A 19,047-nucleotide genomic window follows, 5' to 3' on the forward strand; every position below is an offset into this window, starting at 1 on the left:
GCCGTGGGGGAAACGACAGGTGAACTCGTGGACCTCCGTCTACGCCAGCGGGACGGCGAGCAGCTCGTCGACGAGGCGCAACGTCGCCGCGGTGAGGTCCTGGTCCCCGGCGATGTCGGCGCCCTCGATCGCCTGTCGCAGACGCTCGACCTCCCCCACCATCGGGTTGTCGGGGGCGGCGACCTCGATCGCGTACGGGGCCCGACCGCGCGGGGTCACGATGAGCCGTCGGGGCGCGTCGACGGCATCGATCGCGAGCGAGGCGTCCTCGCCCTGGATCTCGCTCGGCAGGGCCGTGTCGGTGATCTTCGACCAGGCGACGTCGGCGATGAATCCGTCGTAGACGGCGAGGGCGCTGCCGAGACCGTCGGTCCCGGAGGCGATGCCCACGCGCGCGCCCTGGATCGACCTCGGCTCGCCGAACAGGCGGACGAGGGCATGCAGTGGATAGACCCCGAGATCGCGCAGCGCGCTGCCCCCGAGCGCCGGGTCGAAGATGTTCGTCTGCTCTCCCGCGAGGACGTGGTCGTACCGCGCCGATCTCTTCTCGTAGCGCAGAGAGACCCGTCGCACCGCGCCGAGACGCGGAAGGAGGTCGCGCACGGCGGACAGCCCGGGGTCGTAAGCGGTGCGCATGGCCTCGAGAAGCACCACGCCCCGCGCCCGGGCACGTCCCACCGCGGTGTCCCAGTCGGCGGCCGACAGCACGGCCGGCTTCTCGACGAGGGTCGGGATGCCGGCATCCACCGCCTGAGCGATCTGCGCGGCGTGCACGGAGTTGGGGCTGGCGAGGTAGACGGCATCCACGTCGGGGGCGGCGAGGAGGTCGTCGAGCCCGACCGCGACACCGGGGGCGCCGATCACGTCGGCGAAGGCGCGCGCCCGGCCCTCGTCTCGAGAGGCCACTCGCGAGACCACCGTGTTGTCCACCGCACCCACCGCCTCGGCGAAGCGCTCGGAGATGCTGCTGGTGCCGACGATGCCGATACGGATCATGCGCCCATCCTCTCGCGCCCGCGCATCGCGACGCGAAGGGTCCCGGGCGCGCGCGAAGCGCCCCGCTAGGATCGCGGCGAGCCGCCCCACCCGATCCCGAGGCATCATGACGACCACCCGAGCCGCCCGCCGTCGGCGCGCCAGCCGCCGCGTCCGCGCGCGGCGCACCCTCGTCGCGACCGTCGCCGTCGCCCTGATCGCCGGGGCGGTCGCCGTCTTCGCCCTCACCCGTGCGCCGATCGCGCCGTCCGAGACGAGCGCCGCGAGCGGAGCGCCGTCGAGCTCCCCGACGCCCACCCCGACGCCGACGCCTCTCTCCCCGGCGCAGCGGTTGCTGTCGACCACCACCGACCCGAACGCCTGCGCGGTCTCGTTCGCGGGCGACGGCATCGCCCTCGACCCGCAGGTGCAGACGCAGGGGGTCCGCTACGAGGCGCTGCCGATCCCGCGCGCGGACGGCCGGGTGTTCGCCGGCTGGTACCCGACCACCTCCGACGCCTCCGCACTGACCGCCTCCACCCGCGTCAACGGCGCCGACCTCGTGACCTGCACCGATCGCGAACGGGTGCTGCACGCCGGGTGGGTCACGCCCCAGGCGAACGCGGCGGAGGATGCCGGCATCCCGATCCTCATGTACCACCAGTTCACGCGGAAGCCCGAGGGAGAAGACGGCTGGCTGCGCGGCAATTACGCGTACGTCGGCGACTTCGATGCCCAGATGGCGTACATCAAGGACGCGGACTTCTACCTGCCGACGTGGGACGAGCTGAGCGCCTTCATCGACGGAGCCCTCTTCCTGCCCCGACACTCCGTGATCATCACCGACGACGACGCGGACTCCAGCTGGCTCGAACTCGCCGCTCCCATCGTCGACGGCAAGAACCTGCTGACCACGTCGTTCGTCATCACGTCGTTCCGCACCGAACCGACACCGAACAAGTTCGTGCTGCAGCGTTCGCACACGCACGACATGCATCGCGCCGGCGCCGACGGCAAGGGGCGCATGGTCAACGAGGATGCCGACACGATCGCCGCCGATCTGGAGCAGTCCGCACGGATCCTCGGGGCGAAGGAGGTCGTCGCGTATCCGTTCGGCCACTACAACGACACGACCAAGGAGGGCGTGCGCCGAGCCGGCTTCGAGCTCGGACGCACCATCGAGCCGGGGTATGTCCGCATCGGCACGGATAAGCTGGCCCTGCCTGTCGTCCGTATCAATTACGGAATGACGGTCGACGATCTGAAAGCGAAGATCGGCTGAGCGTCGACGCGATATCGCGCCGGTAACGGGCGGTTTCTGGCCGGACGCTGGGGTGAACACCCGCTAGCTCCCAGGTAACTCCTCCACAATCCCAATTTGGGCACGCGTCGGCCGGTCTACGCTGTGTACTTCTGTCTTACCGAGAAAACGCGAGCACACATGGATATTTCCGTCATCGTTCCGACCTTCAACGAGGGTCCGAACGTCGCCGAGCTCGTTCGTCGCACGACGGACGCCCTGCTCGGTCGTGACGTGGAGATCATCTTCGTCGACGACTCCCGCGACGACACCCCCGACATCATCCGGGCCGTCGCAGCGACCTCCGCCGTTCCGGTTCGCCTCATCCACCGCGACGAGCCCGTCGGCGGGCTCGGTGGCGCCGTCGTCGAGGGCATCAAGGCCGCGGTGTCCGACTACTGCGTCGTCATGGACGGCGATCTGCAGCACCCGCCGGAGGTCATCGCCGAACTGCTCGCGCGCGCCGAGGTGGGCGATGCCGACGTGGTCGTGGCATCCCGCTACATCGCCGGCGGAACCTCCGACGGTCTGGCCAACGCCGTACGCACCACGGTGTCGCGGGCGTCCACGCTTCTCACCAAGGCCATGTTCCCCAAGAAGCTGCACAACTGCTCCGACCCCATGACGGGGTTCTTCCTCGTCGACCGGCGCTCCCTCGAGGTCGAGACCCTGCAGCCGCGCGGCTTCAAGATCCTGCTCGAGATCCTTGCGCGCAAGCAGATGCGCGTCGCCGAGGTGCCTTTCTCGTTCGCTCCCCGCTTCGCCGGCGAGTCGAAGGCGTCGTTCAGCCAGGGCATGCGCTTCCTCACCCAGCTCACGATGCTGCGATTCGGCCGCATGTCCGCGTTCGCCCTCGTCGGCGGTCTCGGGGCCGTCGCGAACCTCGTGATCATGTGGGCGCTTCAGGCCGTCGGCGTTCAGTACCTCATCGCCGCGGTGATCGCGAGCGTCGTGACCATCGTGGCGAACTTCCTCGCCCTCGAGTACCTCGTCTTCGCCGACATGCGCGCGGAGTCCGGGCTCATGCGACACCGGTTCATCAAGTCGTTCACGTTCAACGGCGTCGAAGCCATCGTGCGCATCCCGGTCATCTGGGTCCTGGTCAGCCAGGCGCACATCCAGAGCGTCGTCGCCGCCGCGCTCACGCTCATCGCCGCCTTCATCGTGCGATTCGTCTTCCACGCGCTCGTCGTGTACGCGCCCAAGAAGAGCCGCGTCGGGAAGGTCGTCCACGCCATCGAGCCCCTCGAGGACGAAGTCACCGCCTGAGCCCGGGCCAGCGGTCATGCGCCACCCGTCGGGTGGGGTTCTCAGCGCCCGCCGAGCGCGGGCGGCGTACGCTGGAGCCATGTCTTCCGACGCATCCATCCGTATGTTCGGCGCCGACTGGTGCCGTGATTGCATCCGCACCAAGAAGCAGCTCGACGAGCTCGGCATCGACTACGAGTACGTCGATCTGGTCGCCGATCCCGCCGCCGCCGACGTCGCCAAGGAGATCTCGGGTCGCACGAGCATCCCCGTCGTCGTCTACCCCGACTCCAGCCACCACGTCGAGCCCTCCAACGCCGACGTCGAGGCCAAGCTCCGCGAACTCTCGCTGATCTGACGACCGTGCGGTCGGTCCGACGGGCGTTGACCGGCGAGAGCGGCACGATGCTGCCGGCCTTCGTCGACCACCACGTGCATCTGCACCTCGTCGACTCCTCCGACCTCCCCCGGCGCGGGATCGCCGCCGTCGTCGACCTCGGCGGTGATCCCGTCGCACTCGCCCGGCGCCCGGACGGGCTCCCCCGCGTCGCCTACGCGGGAGCGTTCCTCACCGTCCCGGGCGGCTACCCCGCCGGGCGGCCATGGGCGCCGGAGAGCGTCGTGCGCGTCGTGACGGGCAGTTCGCGGCATCCGGGAGTCGACGGAGGAGCGCGCACCGCGGTCGACGCGCAAGCGGATGCCGGCGCGTCGGTCATCAAGGTCGCCCTCCATGCCGACGCGGGCCCCGTCCCCGACGACGACACGCTCGCCGCGATCGTCGAGAGCGCGCGCGAGCGCGGAATCGCGGCCGTCGCGCACGCGCAAGGCGACGGCCAGGTGGAGCGCGCGATCGACGCCGGCGTCTCGACCCTCGCTCACGCCCCTTTCGACGCTCCGCTGTCGCGCCGGGTGATCTCGCGGGCCGTCGCGGCCGGGCAGGCGTGGATCTCGACCCTCGACATCCACCGCGGAGAGGCCCGGCGCCTGGCGATCGCGAACGTCCGCGCCTTCGCCGCGCGCGGAGGGCGGGTGCTGTACGGCACCGACCTCGGCAACGGTCCCCTGCCGGTGGGGCTGAACCGCCGCGAGCTGCTCGCCCTGCACGAGGCGGGCGTTCGCGGCGACGCCCTCGTCGCCACCCTGACGGATCCCTGGCCCGGCTCCACGGCGACGGACGCCGTCTCGACCTTCATCGCCGGTCCGACCCCCACCGACCCCGACGACGTGCCCACCTGGCTGAGCCGGGGGACGGTCGTCCCGACCGAGGAGCTCACGCGTGTCGACTGACCCCTCCCCCGCCTTCGGATCCGTCGACCGCATGGAGGTGCCGCACGCCTCCCTCGAGGTCGAGGCGGCGGCCCTCGACGCCGACGATCCGCTCGCGTCGTATCGCGACGCCTTCGTCGGGGCGGAGACCCCGCTGGTGTACTTCGACGGCAACTCGCTCGGCCGACCGCCCCGGGCCACCGCCGAACGACTCTCCCGGTTCGTGACCGAGGAGTGGGGCGGCCGCCTCATCCGCGGCTGGGACGAAGCGTGGATGGAGCTCCCCTTCGCGATCGGCGACCGTATCGGATCGCTCGCGCTCGGTGCGGCCCCCGGGCAGACGGTGATCGGCGATTCCACCACCGTGCTGCTGTACAAGCTGATCCGCGCCGCGCTCGACGCGCAGAGCACGGCCGACCCCGAGCGGGTCGAGATCGTGGTGGGGCGCGACGACTTCCCCACCGACCGCTACCTCGTCGAGGGCATCGCGGCCGAGCGGGGCGCCCGCGTCGTCTGGGTGGAGGTCGACACGGAGCGGGGCGTGGATGCCGACCTGCTGCGCGACGCGGTCGGCCCGCGCACCGCGGTGGTGCTGCTCAGCCACGTCTCGTACCGCTCCGGGTACCTCGCCGACGGCCTCGCGCTCACCGCGATCGCGCACGAGGCGGGAGCGCTCGTGCTGTGGGACCTGTGCCACTCCGCCGGATCGGTGCCGATGGAGCTCGACGCGTGGGGCGCCGACCTCGCCGTCGGGTGCACCTACAAGTACCTCAACGGCGGCCCCGGCTCCCCGGCGTTCGCCTATGTCGCCGCACGCCACCAGCGCCGCCTCACCCAGCCGGTGCAGGGGTGGATGGGGGCGGCCGACGTCTTCTCGATGGGGCCGCAGTACCACCCCGCCGACGGCATGCGCCGCTTCCTGTCGGGGACGCCTCCGGTGCTCGCGATGATCGCGATGCAGGACACCCTCGACCTGCTCGCGGAGGCGGGCATCGCGGCGGTTCGACGCAAGTCGATCGCGCTGACCGAGTTCGCGGTGCGCGCGGCGGACGGCATCCTGGCTCCTCTCGGGGTGCGCCTCGCGTCTCCGCGCGATGCCGCCGAGCGCGGAGGGCATCTGACGCTGTCGCACCCCGCGATGCGTGCGGTGACCGCTCGGCTGTGGGAGGACGACGTGATCCCCGACTACCGCGACCCGCACGGTCTGCGCATCGGGTTGTCGCCCTTGTCGACGAGCTTCACCGAGACGCTGACGGGACTGCACGCCGTCGCCGACGCCCTCCGCGCGGAGGGCTGAGACCCCGCGGTCGAGGACGTAAGAGGCGGAGGGCTAGCCTCGGAGGGTGATCGATCCGCTCCTCGTCGTCGTCGCCGGCGTGGTGGTCGTCGCCCTCGCCACGGTCATCGGGCCGCGCTTCAACCTCGCCGGACCCCTGGTGCTGCTCGCCATCGGCGCGGGGGTGAGCCTCCTCCCCTTCGTCCCCGCCTTCGCGGTCAACCCCGAGGTCATCCTCATCGGGGTTCTCCCGCCGCTGCTGTACTCGGCGGCGGTGCAGCTTCCCGCCATCGAGTTCCGGCGCGACTTCGCCCCCATCGCCGGGCTCTCGGTGCTGCTCGTCGTCTTCAGCTCGCTCGTGCTCGGCCTCTTCTTCTGGGCCGTCATCCCCGGCCTCGGGCTCGCTCTCGCGATCGCGCTGGGCGCCATCCTCAGCCCCACGGATGCCGTGGCCACCTCGATCGCCAAGCGCCTGGGCATCTCGCCGCGCGTGGTGACGATGCTCGAGGGAGAGAGCCTGCTCAACGACGCCACCGCGCTCGTGCTGCTGCGCACCGCGGTCGCAGCCGTGGCATCCGGATTCGCCTTCGGCGATGCCCTGGCCTCGTTCGCGTGGGCCGTGGCGATCGCCCTCGCGCTGGGCGCCGTCGTCGGCTGGGTCAACCTCCGCGTGCGCGAGCGTGTGACGAACTCCGCCGCGAACACCGCGTTGAGCTTCACCGTGCCGTTCATCGCCTACCTGCCGACCGAACACCTGGGCGGCTCGGGTCTGGTCGCCGCGGTGGTCGCGGGCATCGTGACCGGACAGGGCGCGGCACGGCGCTTCACCCCGGAGCAGCGCATCAGCGACCGACTCAACTGGCGCACGATCGAGCTGATCCTCGAGGGCGGGGTCTTCCTCGTCTTCGGACTCGAGCTCAAGGACATCGTCACGGCCAACCTCCGCGAGCACGAGGGCCTCTGGCACGGGACGTGGCTGGCGCTCTCGGCGCTCGGCATCACCCTCGCGGCCCGTGCGCTGTACGTGTCGTGGCTCATCTGGATCCAGGGGCGGCGCAGTCGCCGCGCCGACCGTCACCAGGAACGCGTCGACGACGCGCAGCGCCGCCTCGACCGGTTCGAGGAGGCCTACCGCACGGCGCCCGAGCAGTTCGGCATCCGGGCCGAGGACCCCGCTCGCGCCGCGCGGCGCATCGGGTGGATGCGCGCGCGCATCTCGCGCACCCTGGCCGATCTGGACTACTACCGCGACACCCCGTTGGGCGCGCGGCATGGGAGCGTCATCGTCTGGGCGGGAATGCGCGGCGTGGTGACCCTCGCGGCGGCGCAGACCCTCCCCGAGGACACCTCGCAACGCCCGCTGCTGATCTTCGTCGCCTTCCTGGTCGCCCTGTTCAGCCTGGTCCTGCAGGGGCTGACCCTGCCGGCCGTCGTCCGCCGGGTCGGACTCGCGGGCGACGGGGGCGAGGGACCGTCGCGCGAGGAGCAACGCGCCCTCGACGCGGAGCTCCGGGATGCCGCGATCGCGGCCGTGCAGTCGGGCTCGCTCGTCCGGCGGGACGGCGCCGCCTTCCCGGCCGACATGATCGAGCGCGCGGGCGCCCGCCTCGTGCAGCCGCCCGACGAGGAGGCTTCGATGCGCGTGCGCGACTTCCTCGAGTTGCGGCTCGCCTCGATCGAGGCGATGCGCCGCCGTCTGCACGACGTCGGCCGCGACGGCCGCTACAGCACGGCCGCGCTCAGGCATGCCCTCGCCGAACTCGATGCCGACCAGCTCAGCCTCGAGCTGCGCATCGACGACGGCGAGGACGACTGACGCGGAATACCGCGGCCGGCGTCGGGGTTTTCATTCACGCGCATGCGGTCACCGCGAGATCCGCGATGACTCGACGGCGGGAGAGAAGTGCATCCATGAGCAGGTTCGCCCAGAAGGTCGCCCTCGTCACCGGTGGCGGAAGCGGAATCGGAGCCGCGATCGCGCGGGAGCTGGCCGCGGAAGGCGCGTCGGTCGTCGTGACCGACATCAACGAGGATGCCGCCCAGGGCGTCGTGCAGCAGATCACCGACGCGGGAGGAACCGCTGCGGCCTTCGCGCAGAACACCGCGAAGTGGGAGGACTCCGAGGCGGCCGTCGCCTTCGCCCGCTCGACCTTCGGCGGACTCCACCTGGCCGTGAACAACGCCGGCATCGGCGCCCCGCCCCAGAACATCGGCGACTACGACATCGAGGCCTGGGACCGCGTGCGCGCGGTCGACCTCGACGGCGTCTTCTACGGCCTCAAGTTCCAGTTGCCGGCCATCGTCGCCTCCGGCGGCGGTGCGGTGGTGAACATGGCATCCGTCCTCGGGTCGGTCGGCATCGCGCAGAACGCGGCCTACGTTGCCAGCAAGCACGCGCTGGTCGGTCTGACGAAGGTCGCCGCCCTCGAGTACACGAAGCAGGGCGTGCGCACGAATGCCGTGGGCCCGGGCTTCATCGACACCCCGCTGGTGCGCTCGAGCCTGACCCCCGAGGCCCTGACGCACCTCGAGAACGAGCACGCGACCGGACGCCTCGGCACGGACTCCGAGGTCGCCGCGTTGACGCTGTTCCTGCTCAGCGACGCCGCGTCGTTCATCTCGGGCAGCTACCACCTCGTCGACGGCGGGTACTCGGCGCACTGAGTCCCGGGCCCGTCGCACGTCGCGTGCGGCGGGCCCTTCCGTGTGCGGGGGCTGAGGGCGGTGGGTCGGGCCGGTGTGGGGGTCACGTTGGCGTTGGGGGTGGCGTCGGTGTCGGCGTTCGCGGTAGCGAGCGTGTCCCACGTATGCCCGGCGCGGGACTGCGTGAAGGGCACTTCCCGGGCCACTCATCGCCCTCGGCGGGACGAGGGGCCGCGGGCGTGGCCCGGGGGGCGGTTTCGCAGGAGCGTGGGGCACAATGGTCGCGGAGGTTTCCATGAGCGATCCGATCCCGACGATGCCGTCATCCACGGATGCCGCCGGGAGCGCCGCGGTGCCCGTGATGCATACCGCGGCCGAGTGCCCGAAGTGCTTCACCGAGCTGCAGAGCGATCGGGACTGGTGGCGTGCCCGCCCCGCGGGGTCCCGCCTCGTCGGACTGGTCGTGTCGCGTCCCGACATGCCCACCGTCGTGCAGCAGCGTGACGACCTGACGCGCTTCGGGGTTCCCATCGAGGGCTTCCGACACCCGGCTCCCGAGACGCTCGAGGGATGGGCGAACCGACTCGACCGATTCTTCGGCACGCTGACGCGCGGCGATGTGCTCGTGGTGGCGAGCGTTCACGCGCTCGGTCTGACGCGCGAAGACGAAACGCGCGCGGTGGCCGACCTGCGCCGCCGCGGCGTCATGGTGAAGGTGCTGTCGCACGGCGACCGGCACCTGCACGACGCATCGCTCCCCGCGCGCGGCTGACCGGAGTCCCCCGCGGAGACGGCGGCGCACCGCGAGCTGCGGGACCGGAACCTCGTCGCGTGCCGACGCGACGTGCGCCGGGCCCCGTGCCCGGAGACCGACGACGCGCGCGACAGACCCGGCGATCAGCCGCCGACGTAGCGTGCGAGGTGCTCTCCCGTGAGCGTCGAGCGCTCGGCGACGAGGTCGGCGGGCGTCCCCTCGAACACGACCGTGCCGCCGTCGCGACCGGCCCCGGGGCCGAGGTCGACGAGCCAGTCGGCGTGCGCCATCACCGCCTGGTGGTGTTCGATCACGACGACGGTGTTGCCGGCATCCACGAGCTGATCCAGGAGCCGAAGGAGCGTGTCGACGTCGGCGAGGTGCAGTCCTGTCGTGGGCTCATCGAGGACGTAGACGGCACCGGACTTCGCCATCGAGATCGCGAGCTTGAGGCGCTGGCGTTCTCCGCCCGACAGCGTGCTGAGTGATTGTCCCAGCGTGAGGTAGCCGAGCCCCACATCGCGCAGCCGACCGAGGACGGCCACCGCCGGACCGGCGACGAGGAACTCCCCCGCCTCGGCGACCGACATCGCGAGCACTTCGGCGATGTTCTTCCCGTCGAGCGTGTACTCGAGCACGTCGTCGGAGAACCCGGTGCCCTCGCACAGTTCGCAGACGGTCTCGACCGTGGATTGGAACCCCAGCTGCGTCACGATGACGCCGAGGCCCTTGCATGCGGCGCACGCACCCTGGCTGTTGGCGCTGAACAGCGCCGGCTTGACCCCGTTCGCCTTGGCGAACGCCGCCCGCACCGCGTCGAGGATGCCGGTGTAGGTCGCGGGGCTGCTGCGCCGCGAGCCCTTGATCGCGGTCTGGTCGACCACGACGACGTCGTCGAACGAGGGGAGGTTGCCGTGGATGAGCGACGACTTGCCGGAGCCGGCGACCCCCGTCACCACCGTGAGCACTCCGCGCGGGATGTCGACGTCGACACCGCGGAGATTGTGCTGGCTCGCCCCCCGGATGGGGAGCGCGCCGGTGGCCTCGCGCACACTGTCTTTGAGGTGCGCGCGGTGGTCGAGGAAGCGACCGGTCAGGGTGTCGGAAGCCCGCAGCCCCGCGACATCGCCCTCGAACTGGATCACGCCGCCCTCGCGGCCGGCGCGCGGACCGAGGTCGACCACGTGGTCGGCGATGTCGATGACCTCCGGCTTGTGCTCGACGACGAGCACCGTGTTGCCCTTGTCGCGCAACTGCAGGAGCGTCTCGTTCATGCGCTGGATGTCGTGCGGGTGCAGGCCCGCGGTGGGCTCGTCGAACACGTAGGTGATGTCGCTCAGGCTCGAGCCCAGGTGCCGGATCATCTTGGTGCGCTGCGCCTCCCCGCCCGACAGCGTGCCGCTCGAACGGTCGAGCGAGAGGTAGCCGAGGCCGATGTGGACGAAGGCGTCGAGCGTCTCGCGCAGACCCTGCACGAGCGGTGCCACCGAGAGGTCGTCGATCGTGCCCACCCAGGCGGCGAGGTCGGTGATCTGCATGGCTGCGGCATCCGCGATGTTGACGCCGCCGATACGCGACGAGCGCGCGCCGTCGTTGAGACGCGTGCCCTCGCACGCCGGGCAGGGGACGACCGTGGCCGCGCGGTCGACGAAGGCGCGGACGTGCGGCTGCAGCGCGTCGCGGTCTTTCTGCAGCATGCTCTTGGTGATCTTGGGGACGAGCCCCTCGTATGTCATGTTGGTGTTCGCGATGCGCACCTTCGTCTGCTCTTTGTAGAAGAAATCATCGCGCTCCTGAGGAGTGAAGTCGCGCACGGGCTTGTCGGGGTCGAGGAAGCCTGACTCGCTGAAGACGCGCACCATCCAGCCGTCGGCCGTGTAGCCGGGCACGAGGATGGCCCCCGCGTTCAGCGAGAGCGACGCATCGACGAGCTGGTCGAGGTCGAGGTCGCCGACCTGGCCGAGGCCCTCGCACTCGGGGCACATCCCGCCGGTGATCTCGAAGGATCGGCGCTCCTTCTGCCCCTTCTTCGCACCCGTCGCGATCGTCACCGCGCCCGCTCCGGAGATCGAGGGCACGTTGAACGAGAACGCCTGCGACGACCCGACGTGCGGCTGACCGAGGCGGCTGAAGAGCACGCGCAGCATGGCGTGGACGTCGGTGGCCGTGCCGACGGTGGAGCGGGCGTTCGCGGCCATGCGCTCCTGATCGACGCGGATGGTCGCGCTGAGGTTCTCGAGGGCATCGACGTCGGGCCGCGACAGCTCGCCCATGAACTGCTGCACGAAGGTGGGATAGGTCTCGTTGATGAGCCGCTGCGACTCGGCCGCGATGGTGCCGAACACCAGCGACGACTTTCCCGACCCACTGACCCCGGTGAACACCGTGAGACGCCGCTTGGGCACGTCGAGGTCGACGTTTTTGAGGTTGTTCTCTCGCGCGCCCCGCACGCGGATGACGTCGTGGGCGTCGGGACCGGTCATGGGCGCCTCCTCGGGATCGTCCCCAGTGTGGCGCAGACCACCGACATCGGCCAGCGAGGGCGCGGGGTGCGCCGGTCCGGGCGGCATGCCGGGTGCGGCGGGCGGGGGTGCGGCGTGTGCGGCGGGCGGGGGTGGCGTGCGGGTGCGGCGGGCGGAAGGCGGCGGGCCGGTCAGGCGCGAGCACAGCGGGACGGGCGGAGCCGGAAGACCCCACCGGCACACGGGACGGGCGGAGCCGGAAGACCCCACCGGAACACGACGGTGCCCCCGCAGACGGATCTGCGGGGGCACCGGGGACGGGGGCTCAGCCCTGCGCGCGGCGATTCGTGCGCGGCGAACGGGCGCCGACGACCATGCCGGTCGTCGGGGCACCGGATGCCGAGCGACCCGCGCCCTGGGCACGGGCGGCGCCGGCGCGCTGGGCGCCGCCGGCCGACTGTCCGCGTCCGGCACCCGAACGCTGGCCCTGGCCGCGCCCGCCCTGGGGCGCGTGACCGGCGGCCGCGGGAGCCTCGGAACCCTGACCGCCACCGCTGCCACCGCGTCCGCGACGACGGCGACCGCCACCGGCGGCCGGGGCTGCGGCATCCTGGCCCGGGGTGCGGGCGGCGCGCTTGCGCTGGGCGTTGGCGCCCTGCGAGCGGCCCCCGCCCTGCGGCTGGGCGACGACCGGCTCGGGCTTGACGTACGGCGCGACCTCACCGACCAGCGCCACGACCTCGGGCGAGGCGGGGGTGACGGGCTGCGGGGTGGCGGAGATCTTCGCCTTGCGGAGGATGTCGAGGGTGTCGCGACGCTGCTCGGGCAGCATGATCGTCACCACATCGCCGGCGGAGCCCGCGCGGGCGGTGCGGCCGGAGCGGTGCAGGTACGCCTTGTGCTCGACGGGCGGGTCGACGTGCACGACCAGTTCGACGCCGTCGACGTGCACGCCGCGGGCGGCGACGTCGGTGGCCACGAGAACCTTCGCGCGGCCGTCGCCGAAGGCGGCGAGGTTGCGGTCGCGAGCGGGCTGGGACAGGTTGCCGTGCAGGTCGACGGCGGGGATGCCCGAGGCGGTGAGCTGCTTCGCGAGCTTCTTGGCCTGGTGCTTGGTGCGCATGAAGAGGATGCGTCGCGCCGTGCCCGAGGCGAGGGTCTGGACGAGGTCCTTCTTGGCATCCGCGTCGGCCGGGGCGAAGACGTGGTGCGTCATCGCGGCGACGTGCGAGTGCGCCTCGTCGACCGAGTGCAGGACCTCGTTGCGCAGGAAGCGCTTGACGAGCTTGTCCACGCCGTTGTCGAGCGTCGCCGAGAACAGCAGACGCTGACCGTCGGCGGGGGTGCGCGAGAGCAGGCGGGTGACTCCGGGGAGGAAGCCGAGGTCGGCCATGTGGTCGGCCTCGTCGAGGACGGTGATCTCGATGTCGCCGAGGTTCGCGAAGCCCTGGCCGATGAGATCTTCGAGGCGGCCGGGGCACGCGACGAGGATGTCGACGCCGGCGTTCAGCGCGTCGACCTGACGCTTCTGGTTCACGCCGCCGTAGACGGTCGTGGTGACGAGTCCGAAGGGCTGGGCGAGGGGCTTGATGACCTCGTCGATCTGGTTCGCGAGCTCGCGGGTCGGGGCGAGCACGAGCGCGCGGGGCTTGCGTCCGCGACGGCGATCGGTGGACGCGGCGAGACGCGCGACCAACGGCAGCGAGAAGGCGAGGGTCTTGCCCGAGCCGGTCTTGCCGCGGCCGAGCACGTCACGCCCGGCGAGGGTGTCGGGCAGGGTGTCGGCCTGGATCGGGAAGGGCTCGTTCTTGCCCTGGGCGGCGAGAACGTCGATGAGAGGGGCGGGCACGCCGAGGTCGGCAAAAGTCTGGGACGTCATGAATACTCCTGCCGCGGCGCACGCGCGCACGGCGGTTCGGGATGCCGCGATGCTGCGGCCAAGTGGGCGAAGGCGCCGGGTGGCGCATCCGTTCGCCGTGAAGGTCAAAGGCCCGAGAAGAAGGGGCCGGTGCGTTCGACGACGCGCGGAGCGAAAGCTCCTGGGTCCAGTCTACCCGTTTCGGGCCGCGCGGCCGTCAGGCCGCACGCCAGCACCCCGCAACGTGGTCGTCGACCATGCCCGACGACTGCATGAGCGCGTACATGGTGGTCGGTCCGACGAAGCGGAACCCGCGGCGGCGGAGGTCTTTGCTCAACGCGGTCGACTCGGGCGTCACCGCGGGCACCTCGGCGAAGGTCGCCGGGGGCGTGTGGGATGCCGGGGCGAACGACCACATCAGTGCATCGAGCTCGCCCGGGCCCATGGCCGCGACGATCGCCGCGTTGCCGATCGCGGCCTCGATCTTGCCGCGGTGGCGGATGATGCCGGCATCCTGAAGCAGACGCTCGACGTCGTCGGGGCCGAACCGCGCCACGACCGACGGCTCGAAGTCGTGGAACACCTCGCGGAAGCGCGGACGCTTGCGCAGGATCGTGATCCAGGCGAGGCCCGCTTGGAAACCCTCGAGGCTCATCTTCTCGAACAGCGGGCGGTCGCCGTGCAGCGGGGTGCCCCACTCCTCGTCGTGGTAGCGCTGGTACTCCGCGTCGGAACCGGCCCATGCGCAGCGGGTGACGCCGTCGGCTCCGGTCACGAGGTCGTTCATGCTCCCAGGCTAGGCCGGACCGCCGACATCGAACGATCAGGGAGCGCGCTGCACGCACGGCTCGAGCGCGGGTCGTGCGAGGACAGGGGATCACACGAGAACAGGCCGACCCTGCACGGATCGGCCTGTTCTCGTCGCATCCCCTGTTCTGACGACAGGGATGCCGCTAGCGCGCGGGCTTCTTCTCCGGAACCGGGGCGTCGCCCGAAGCCTTCAGGGCGGCGTAGTACGACGCGGCCTCGTTCTGCCGGTCGTCCTCGACGCCGGACGCGATCGACGCGCGGATGTGCTCCGGGCCGTAGCCGAACGCGTCGACGAGGTCCTGCGCGTGCGGACGCAGCCGAGCGCAGAGGCGATCGATGTAGCTGGAGACGGCGGCGGCCCGCTGCGTCGAGAGCCGACCGTGGATCAGGTACCACGCGAGGTGCTTCTCGATCAGCTGCAGTCCGAACAGGTCGCGCAGCCAGGTCAGCACCTTCAGGGTGTCGCGGTCGTCGACGCGGTTGATGGCGTCGGTGAACGCCTCCCACTGCAGCAGCTCGCCGTGCGCGCGCGCGGCCTCGATGAGCTCGGCCTGGTTCTCGTTGAACAGTGCCGCCGCGTCGTCGCGGGAGAGCTTGGATGCCGGACGGAGGCGCCCCGCGATGTCGGCGATCATCTGCTGGACACGGCCGGCCAGGAGCTCGTGCTGCTGTTCGGCGCGCAGACCCTTCTCCACCGATCGGGCGGTCGAGCCGAAGTCGCTGACGGCCTGACCCAACTGACGCATGCCCGCTCCGTGGAAGAGCTTGCCGGCGGTCTGGCCGACGGCGAAGGCGGCGAGCTGCTTGGCATCCTTGCCCTTGAACTGCTTCGCGTAGTCGGCGAGGAGGCGCTTGCCGACGAGCTGCAGAAGGATGTTGTTGTCGCCCTCGAAGGTGACGTAGATGTCGAGGTCGGCGCGCAGACCGACCAGGCGGTTCTCGAACAGGAAGCCCTGTCCTCCGCACGCCTCGCGCGCCTCCTGCAACGTGTCGAGCGCGTGCCAGGTCGACAGGGGCTTGAGGGCGGCGGCGAGGGTCTCGAGGTCTTCGCGGTCGGCGTCGGTGTCGGCCTTTCCGCTGAAGACGCCGTCGAACTTCTGCAGGAACTCGTCGTGCGCGAAGATCTCGGCGTAGGTCGTGGCCAGGCGCGGCAGGAGGCGCCGCTGGTGCTTGCCGTAGTCGAGCAGGGTCACCTCGGGGGTGCCGCTGCCCGAGTCGAACTGGCGGCGCTGGTTGCCGTAGGTGATCGCGATCGTCAGACCGATGGCCGATGCCCAGGCGGCCGCGCCGTCGAGCGAGACGCGTCCCTGGACGAGGGTGCCGAGCATCGTGAAGAACCGGCGCCCCGGGCTCGCGATCTCGCTCGAGTACGTGCCGTCGGCCGCGACGTCGCCGTAGCGGTTGAGGAGGTTCGTGCGAGGGACGCGCACCTGGTCGAAGTGCAGACGACCGTTGTCGATGCCGTTCAGACCGCCCTTCAGACCGTCGTCTTCTCCGCCGATGCCCGGGAGGAAGCTCCCCTCCTCGTCGCGCAGCGGCACGTAGAAGCAGTGCACGCCGTGGTTGACGCCCTTCGTGATGAGCTGGGCGAACACCGTCGCGGCCTTGCCGTGCAGGGCGGCGTTGCCGAGGTAGTCCTTCCACGCACCGCGGAAAGGCGTGTGGATGACGAACTCCTCGGTCTCGGGGTCGTAGGTCGCGGTGGTCCCGATCGCCGAGACGTCAGACCCGTGTCCGGTCTCGGTCATGGCGAAGGCGCCCGGGATCTCGAGGCTCATGATGCCGGGGAGCCACTTGTCGTGGTGCTCGCGCGTGCCCAGCTGCAGCACGGCCGAGCCGAACAGGCCCCACTGCACGCCCGACTTGATCTGCAGGCTGGGGTCGGCCGCGACGAGCTCTTCGAAGCCGGCGATGTTGGCGCCGTTGTTCTCCTCACCGCCGAGGCGCTTCGGGAACGCCCGGTGCACGGCCTTGTTCTGCACGAGGAGGTGGAGCTGGCTGAGGGTGCGCTCGCGGTGCGCATCCATGCCGAGGCTGTCGTCGCGCCAGAGCGCGGGGTCTTTGATCATCTCGCGCGCCTCGCGGCGGGTCTCGGCCCACGTGCCGAGCAGCAGATCGGTGACCCGCTCGGTGTCGATGCGGGCTTCGGCGGCCTCGGCCGCGGTGTGCGCGGCGGTGGGCGCTCCGCCCACGGGCGTGCGCGTGCTCGTGGCGGGCGTGGTGGGACGGACGGCGGCGTCGGTCATTTCGGCACCTTTCGACGTTGCAAAGGGATGACTCCACGGTAGGTGTCCCACAACGACCACTCAAACCTCCTGTCGGTTCACCACAACGGACGCGCATCCGTCCGCGCGGGGTCGTTGTGGGGGGTCAACATTCCCGAACGGCGGCCCGCACGCCGGAGTGGCGGGGGTCAGTTCGCCGCGACCACCGTCAGGATGCCGTCGCCGTACGCCTCGCGCTTCTTGGCGCCGATACCGGTGATGCCGTCGAGGTCGCCGATCGCGCCGGGGCGGGCGGCGGCGATCGCGCGCAGGGTGGCATCGCCAAACACGATGTAGGCCGGAACACCCTGCTCTCGCGCCTTCTCGGCCCGCCACGCGCGCAACGCCTCGAACAGCTCGCGATCGTCGGGGGCGACGTCGTCGGCGCTCGACTTGCGCTGACGACTCCCCCCGCCGCCACCCGTGCGGCCGAGGGCGTCGCGACGCAGAGGGACGGGTGTCTCGCCGCGCAGCACTCCGGCCGACGCCTCGCTCAGCGCGAGCGTGCCGTAGTCGCCCTGGGCCACGATGACGCCGCGCGCGAGCAGCTGGCGGATCACGCTGCGCCAGTCCTGGTCGGACAGATCGGCACCCAGACCGTAGGTGCTCAGGCGATCGTGCCCCTGCTGCGCGATGCGCTCGGTCTTCGCCCCGCGCAGGATGTCGATGAGGTGACCGGCGCCGAACGCCTGCCCGCGCTCGCGCTGCAGGCGCACGATCGTCGACAGCAGCTTCTGAGAGGCGATGAGGCCGTCCCAGGTGTCGGGCGGGGTGAGGCACGTGTCGCAGTTGCCGCAGGGCTCGGAGCGTTGGCCGAAGTAGTCGAGAAGGTTCTGCCGGCGGCATCCGACCGTCTCGCACAGCGCGAGCATCGCGTCGAGATGCTGACCGAGGCGCATCTTGTAGGAACGATCACCCGGCGACTGATCGATCATGCGGCGCTGCTGCACGACGTCGCCCAGTCCGTAGGCCATCCACACCACCGACGGATCGCCGTCGCGGCCTGCGCGACCGGTCTCCTGGTAGTACCCCTCGACCGACTTCGGCAGGTCGATGTGGGCGACGAAGCGCACGTCGGGTTTGTCGATGCCCATGCCGAACGCGATCGTGGCCACCATCACCACCCCGTCGTCGCGGAGGAAACGCGACTGATGCGCCGCGCGCACCGAAGCGTCGAGACCCGCGTGATAGGGCAGGGCGTCGAGGCCCTGCGATGCCAGATAGGCGGCGGTCTGCTCGACGGTCTTGCGGCTCAGGGCGTAGACGATGCCGGCGGAGCCCTCGGGCTGCGAGCGGATGAACTGCACCAGCTGCCGACGCGGGTCGACCTTCGCGTCGATGCGGTACTGGATGTTGGGACGGTCGAAGCTCGCGACGAACCCGCGGGCGTCGCGCAGGCGCAGGCGCTCGACGATCTCCTGCGCGGTCTCGGGCGTCGCCGTGGCGGTGAGCGCCATGCGCGGCACGCCGGGGAACCGGTCGGCGAGGTCGCCGAGCGCCAGGTAGTCGGGGCGGAAGTCGTGACCCCACTGCGACACGCAGTGCGCCTCGTCGATCGCGATGACGCTGAGGCGACCGCGGGAGAGCAGCCCGAGGGTCTGCGCGCCGTTCAACCGCTCGGGCGCGACGTACAGGAGGTCGAGCTCGCCGGCGAGGTATGCCTGCTCGACGGCCTGGCGCTCGGCGGGCGCCTGCGTGGAGTTGAGGTACCCGGCCCGCACACCGTTGGCGATGAGCGCCTCGACCTGGTCGTGCATGAGGGCGATCAGGGGGCTGACGACCAGCCCCGTACCGGGACGCACGAGCGCCGGCACTTGATACGTGACGCTCTTTCCGCCGCCGGTCGGCATGAGCACGACCGCGTCGCCGCCGTCGACGACGTGCTGGACGATGTCGGCCTGGTCGCCGCGGAACGCGTCGTAGCCGTACACCTCGTGCAGAACGGCGCGCGGGTCGTGGCCGGTGAAGTCGCGCACCGCCGGCAGCTCGCGGGCCGTCCCCGTCGCGGCGGCCGCGCGGGCGAAGGCCGACGCGGGGTCGACCGGCGGCGGTGGCGCATCGAAATCGTCGGGCGGCGCGAGCTGGTCGGGGTCCCACCGCGCGCCGGCGTACGGGTCGTCGGGGACGTCGTACGACTCGGGCGGAGCGTCGGCGTACGACTCGGGGGCGGCGCCGGGATATGTCACCCCAC

14 protein-coding genes are annotated in these 19,047 nt (G+C 71.1%); 8 read left to right on the forward strand and 6 right to left on the reverse strand.

The window, feature by feature from the left end; genetic code table 11:
- Positions 1–39: 39 nt before the first annotated feature.
- Complete coding sequence (locus tag AB0230_RS05365) at positions 40–996, reverse strand: Gfo/Idh/MocA family oxidoreductase (protein ID WP_366374397.1); 957 nt, start codon at positions 994–996, stop codon at positions 40–42.
- Between the two features lie 106 nt (positions 997–1,102).
- On the opposite strand from AB0230_RS05365, the gene AB0230_RS05370 reads away from it, so the two are divergent.
- The 8 genes from AB0230_RS05370 to AB0230_RS05405 all read left to right on the forward strand — a co-directional run bounded on the left by AB0230_RS05370 (position 1,103) and on the right by AB0230_RS05405 (position 9,480).
- On the forward strand, positions 1,103–2,257 hold the full coding sequence (locus AB0230_RS05370) for a xylanase (RefSeq protein WP_366374399.1): 1,155 nt from the start codon (positions 1,103–1,105) through the stop codon (positions 2,255–2,257).
- 159 nt (positions 2,258–2,416) lie between these two features.
- Positions 2,417–3,544 carry a glycosyltransferase family 2 protein gene (locus AB0230_RS05375; protein WP_315993773.1) on the forward strand — a complete coding sequence of 376 codons (1,128 nt, stop codon included), beginning with the start codon at positions 2,417–2,419 and terminating at the stop codon, positions 3,542–3,544.
- 79 nt (positions 3,545–3,623) lie between these two features.
- Positions 3,624–3,881: a glutaredoxin domain-containing protein gene (locus AB0230_RS05380; protein ID WP_055959528.1), complete on the forward strand. Its 258-nt coding sequence runs from the start codon at positions 3,624–3,626 to the stop codon at positions 3,879–3,881.
- A 47-nt stretch (positions 3,882–3,928) separates the two neighbouring features.
- Positions 3,929–4,810 (forward strand): hypothetical protein, encoded by an 882-nt coding sequence (locus tag AB0230_RS05385; RefSeq protein ID WP_366374402.1) that lies wholly within the window; start codon positions 3,929–3,931, stop codon positions 4,808–4,810.
- A gap of 31 nt (positions 4,811–4,841) precedes the next feature.
- On the forward strand, positions 4,842–6,086 hold the full coding sequence (locus AB0230_RS05390; RefSeq protein WP_366374526.1) for an aminotransferase class V-fold PLP-dependent enzyme: 1,245 nt from the start codon (positions 4,842–4,844) through the stop codon (positions 6,084–6,086).
- Between the two features lie 46 nt (positions 6,087–6,132).
- A complete protein-coding gene (locus AB0230_RS05395) occupies positions 6,133–7,881 on the forward strand; it encodes a sodium:proton antiporter (RefSeq protein WP_366374404.1) in 1,749 nt (582 codons plus the stop codon).
- Positions 7,882–7,976: 95 nt separating this feature from the next.
- A complete protein-coding gene (locus AB0230_RS05400) occupies positions 7,977–8,729 on the forward strand; it encodes an SDR family oxidoreductase (protein WP_363387464.1) in 753 nt (250 codons plus the stop codon).
- 274 nt (positions 8,730–9,003) lie between these two features.
- On the forward strand, positions 9,004–9,480 hold the full coding sequence (locus AB0230_RS05405; RefSeq protein WP_315993777.1) for a dehydrogenase: 477 nt from the start codon (positions 9,004–9,006) through the stop codon (positions 9,478–9,480).
- Positions 9,481–9,605: 125 nt separating this feature from the next.
- On the opposite strand, the gene AB0230_RS05410 is transcribed toward AB0230_RS05405, so the two are convergent.
- The 5 genes from AB0230_RS05410 to recQ all read right to left on the reverse strand — a co-directional run bounded on the left by AB0230_RS05410 (position 9,606) and on the right by recQ (position 19,042).
- Positions 9,606–11,945, reverse strand: a complete 2,340-nt coding sequence (locus AB0230_RS05410; RefSeq protein ID WP_366374407.1) for an excinuclease ABC subunit UvrA — start codon at positions 11,943–11,945, stop codon at positions 9,606–9,608.
- Positions 11,946–12,249: 304 nt separating this feature from the next.
- Positions 12,250–13,803: a DEAD/DEAH box helicase gene (locus AB0230_RS05415; RefSeq protein WP_363387473.1), complete on the reverse strand. Its 1,554-nt coding sequence runs from the start codon at positions 13,801–13,803 to the stop codon at positions 12,250–12,252.
- A 196-nt stretch (positions 13,804–13,999) separates the two neighbouring features.
- Positions 14,000–14,569, reverse strand: coding sequence for a DNA-3-methyladenine glycosylase I (locus tag AB0230_RS05420; protein ID WP_315993780.1), 570 nt, complete (start codon positions 14,567–14,569; stop codon positions 14,000–14,002).
- Between the two features lie 166 nt (positions 14,570–14,735).
- The gene (locus AB0230_RS05425; RefSeq protein ID WP_363387479.1) at positions 14,736–16,838 is read right to left on the reverse strand and encodes an acyl-CoA dehydrogenase; all 2,103 of its coding nucleotides are present in this window, start codon (positions 16,836–16,838) and stop codon (positions 14,736–14,738) included.
- A gap of 167 nt (positions 16,839–17,005) precedes the next feature.
- Positions 17,006–19,042 carry a DNA helicase RecQ gene (recQ, locus tag AB0230_RS05430; RefSeq protein WP_315993782.1) on the reverse strand — a complete coding sequence of 679 codons (2,037 nt, stop codon included), beginning with the start codon at positions 19,040–19,042 and terminating at the stop codon, positions 17,006–17,008.
- Positions 19,043–19,047: the final 5 nt, after the last annotated feature.

Source organism: Microbacterium sp. NPDC089190 (assembly GCF_040701795.1).
Lineage (GTDB): Bacteria > Actinomycetota > Actinomycetes > Actinomycetales > Microbacteriaceae > Microbacterium > Microbacterium galbum.

Bases quoted from the DNA above. Each gene is read 5' to 3' on its own strand.
- AB0230_RS05365 (WP_366374397.1), bottom strand. From the start codon at position 996: ATGATCCGTATCGGCATCGTCGGCACCAGCAGCATCTCCGAGCGCTTC.
- AB0230_RS05370 (WP_366374399.1), top strand. From the start codon at position 1,103: ATGACGACCACCCGAGCCGCCCGCCGTCGGCGCGCCAGCCGCCGCGTC.
- AB0230_RS05375 (WP_315993773.1), top strand. From the start codon at position 2,417: ATGGATATTTCCGTCATCGTTCCGACCTTCAACGAGGGTCCGAACGTC.
- AB0230_RS05380 (WP_055959528.1), top strand. From the start codon at position 3,624: ATGTCTTCCGACGCATCCATCCGTATGTTCGGCGCCGACTGGTGCCGT.
- AB0230_RS05385 (WP_366374402.1), top strand. From the start codon at position 3,929: ATGCTGCCGGCCTTCGTCGACCACCACGTGCATCTGCACCTCGTCGAC.
- AB0230_RS05390 (WP_366374526.1), top strand. From the start codon at position 4,842: ATGGAGGTGCCGCACGCCTCCCTCGAGGTCGAGGCGGCGGCCCTCGAC.
- AB0230_RS05400 (WP_363387464.1), top strand. From the start codon at position 7,977: ATGAGCAGGTTCGCCCAGAAGGTCGCCCTCGTCACCGGTGGCGGAAGC.
- AB0230_RS05405 (WP_315993777.1), top strand. From the start codon at position 9,004: ATGAGCGATCCGATCCCGACGATGCCGTCATCCACGGATGCCGCCGGG.
- AB0230_RS05410 (WP_366374407.1), bottom strand. From the start codon at position 11,945: ATGACCGGTCCCGACGCCCACGACGTCATCCGCGTGCGGGGCGCGCGA.
- AB0230_RS05415 (WP_363387473.1), bottom strand. From the start codon at position 13,803: ATGACGTCCCAGACTTTTGCCGACCTCGGCGTGCCCGCCCCTCTCATC.
- AB0230_RS05420 (WP_315993780.1), bottom strand. From the start codon at position 14,569: ATGAACGACCTCGTGACCGGAGCCGACGGCGTCACCCGCTGCGCATGG.
- AB0230_RS05425 (WP_363387479.1), bottom strand. From the start codon at position 16,838: ATGACCGACGCCGCCGTCCGTCCCACCACGCCCGCCACGAGCACGCGC.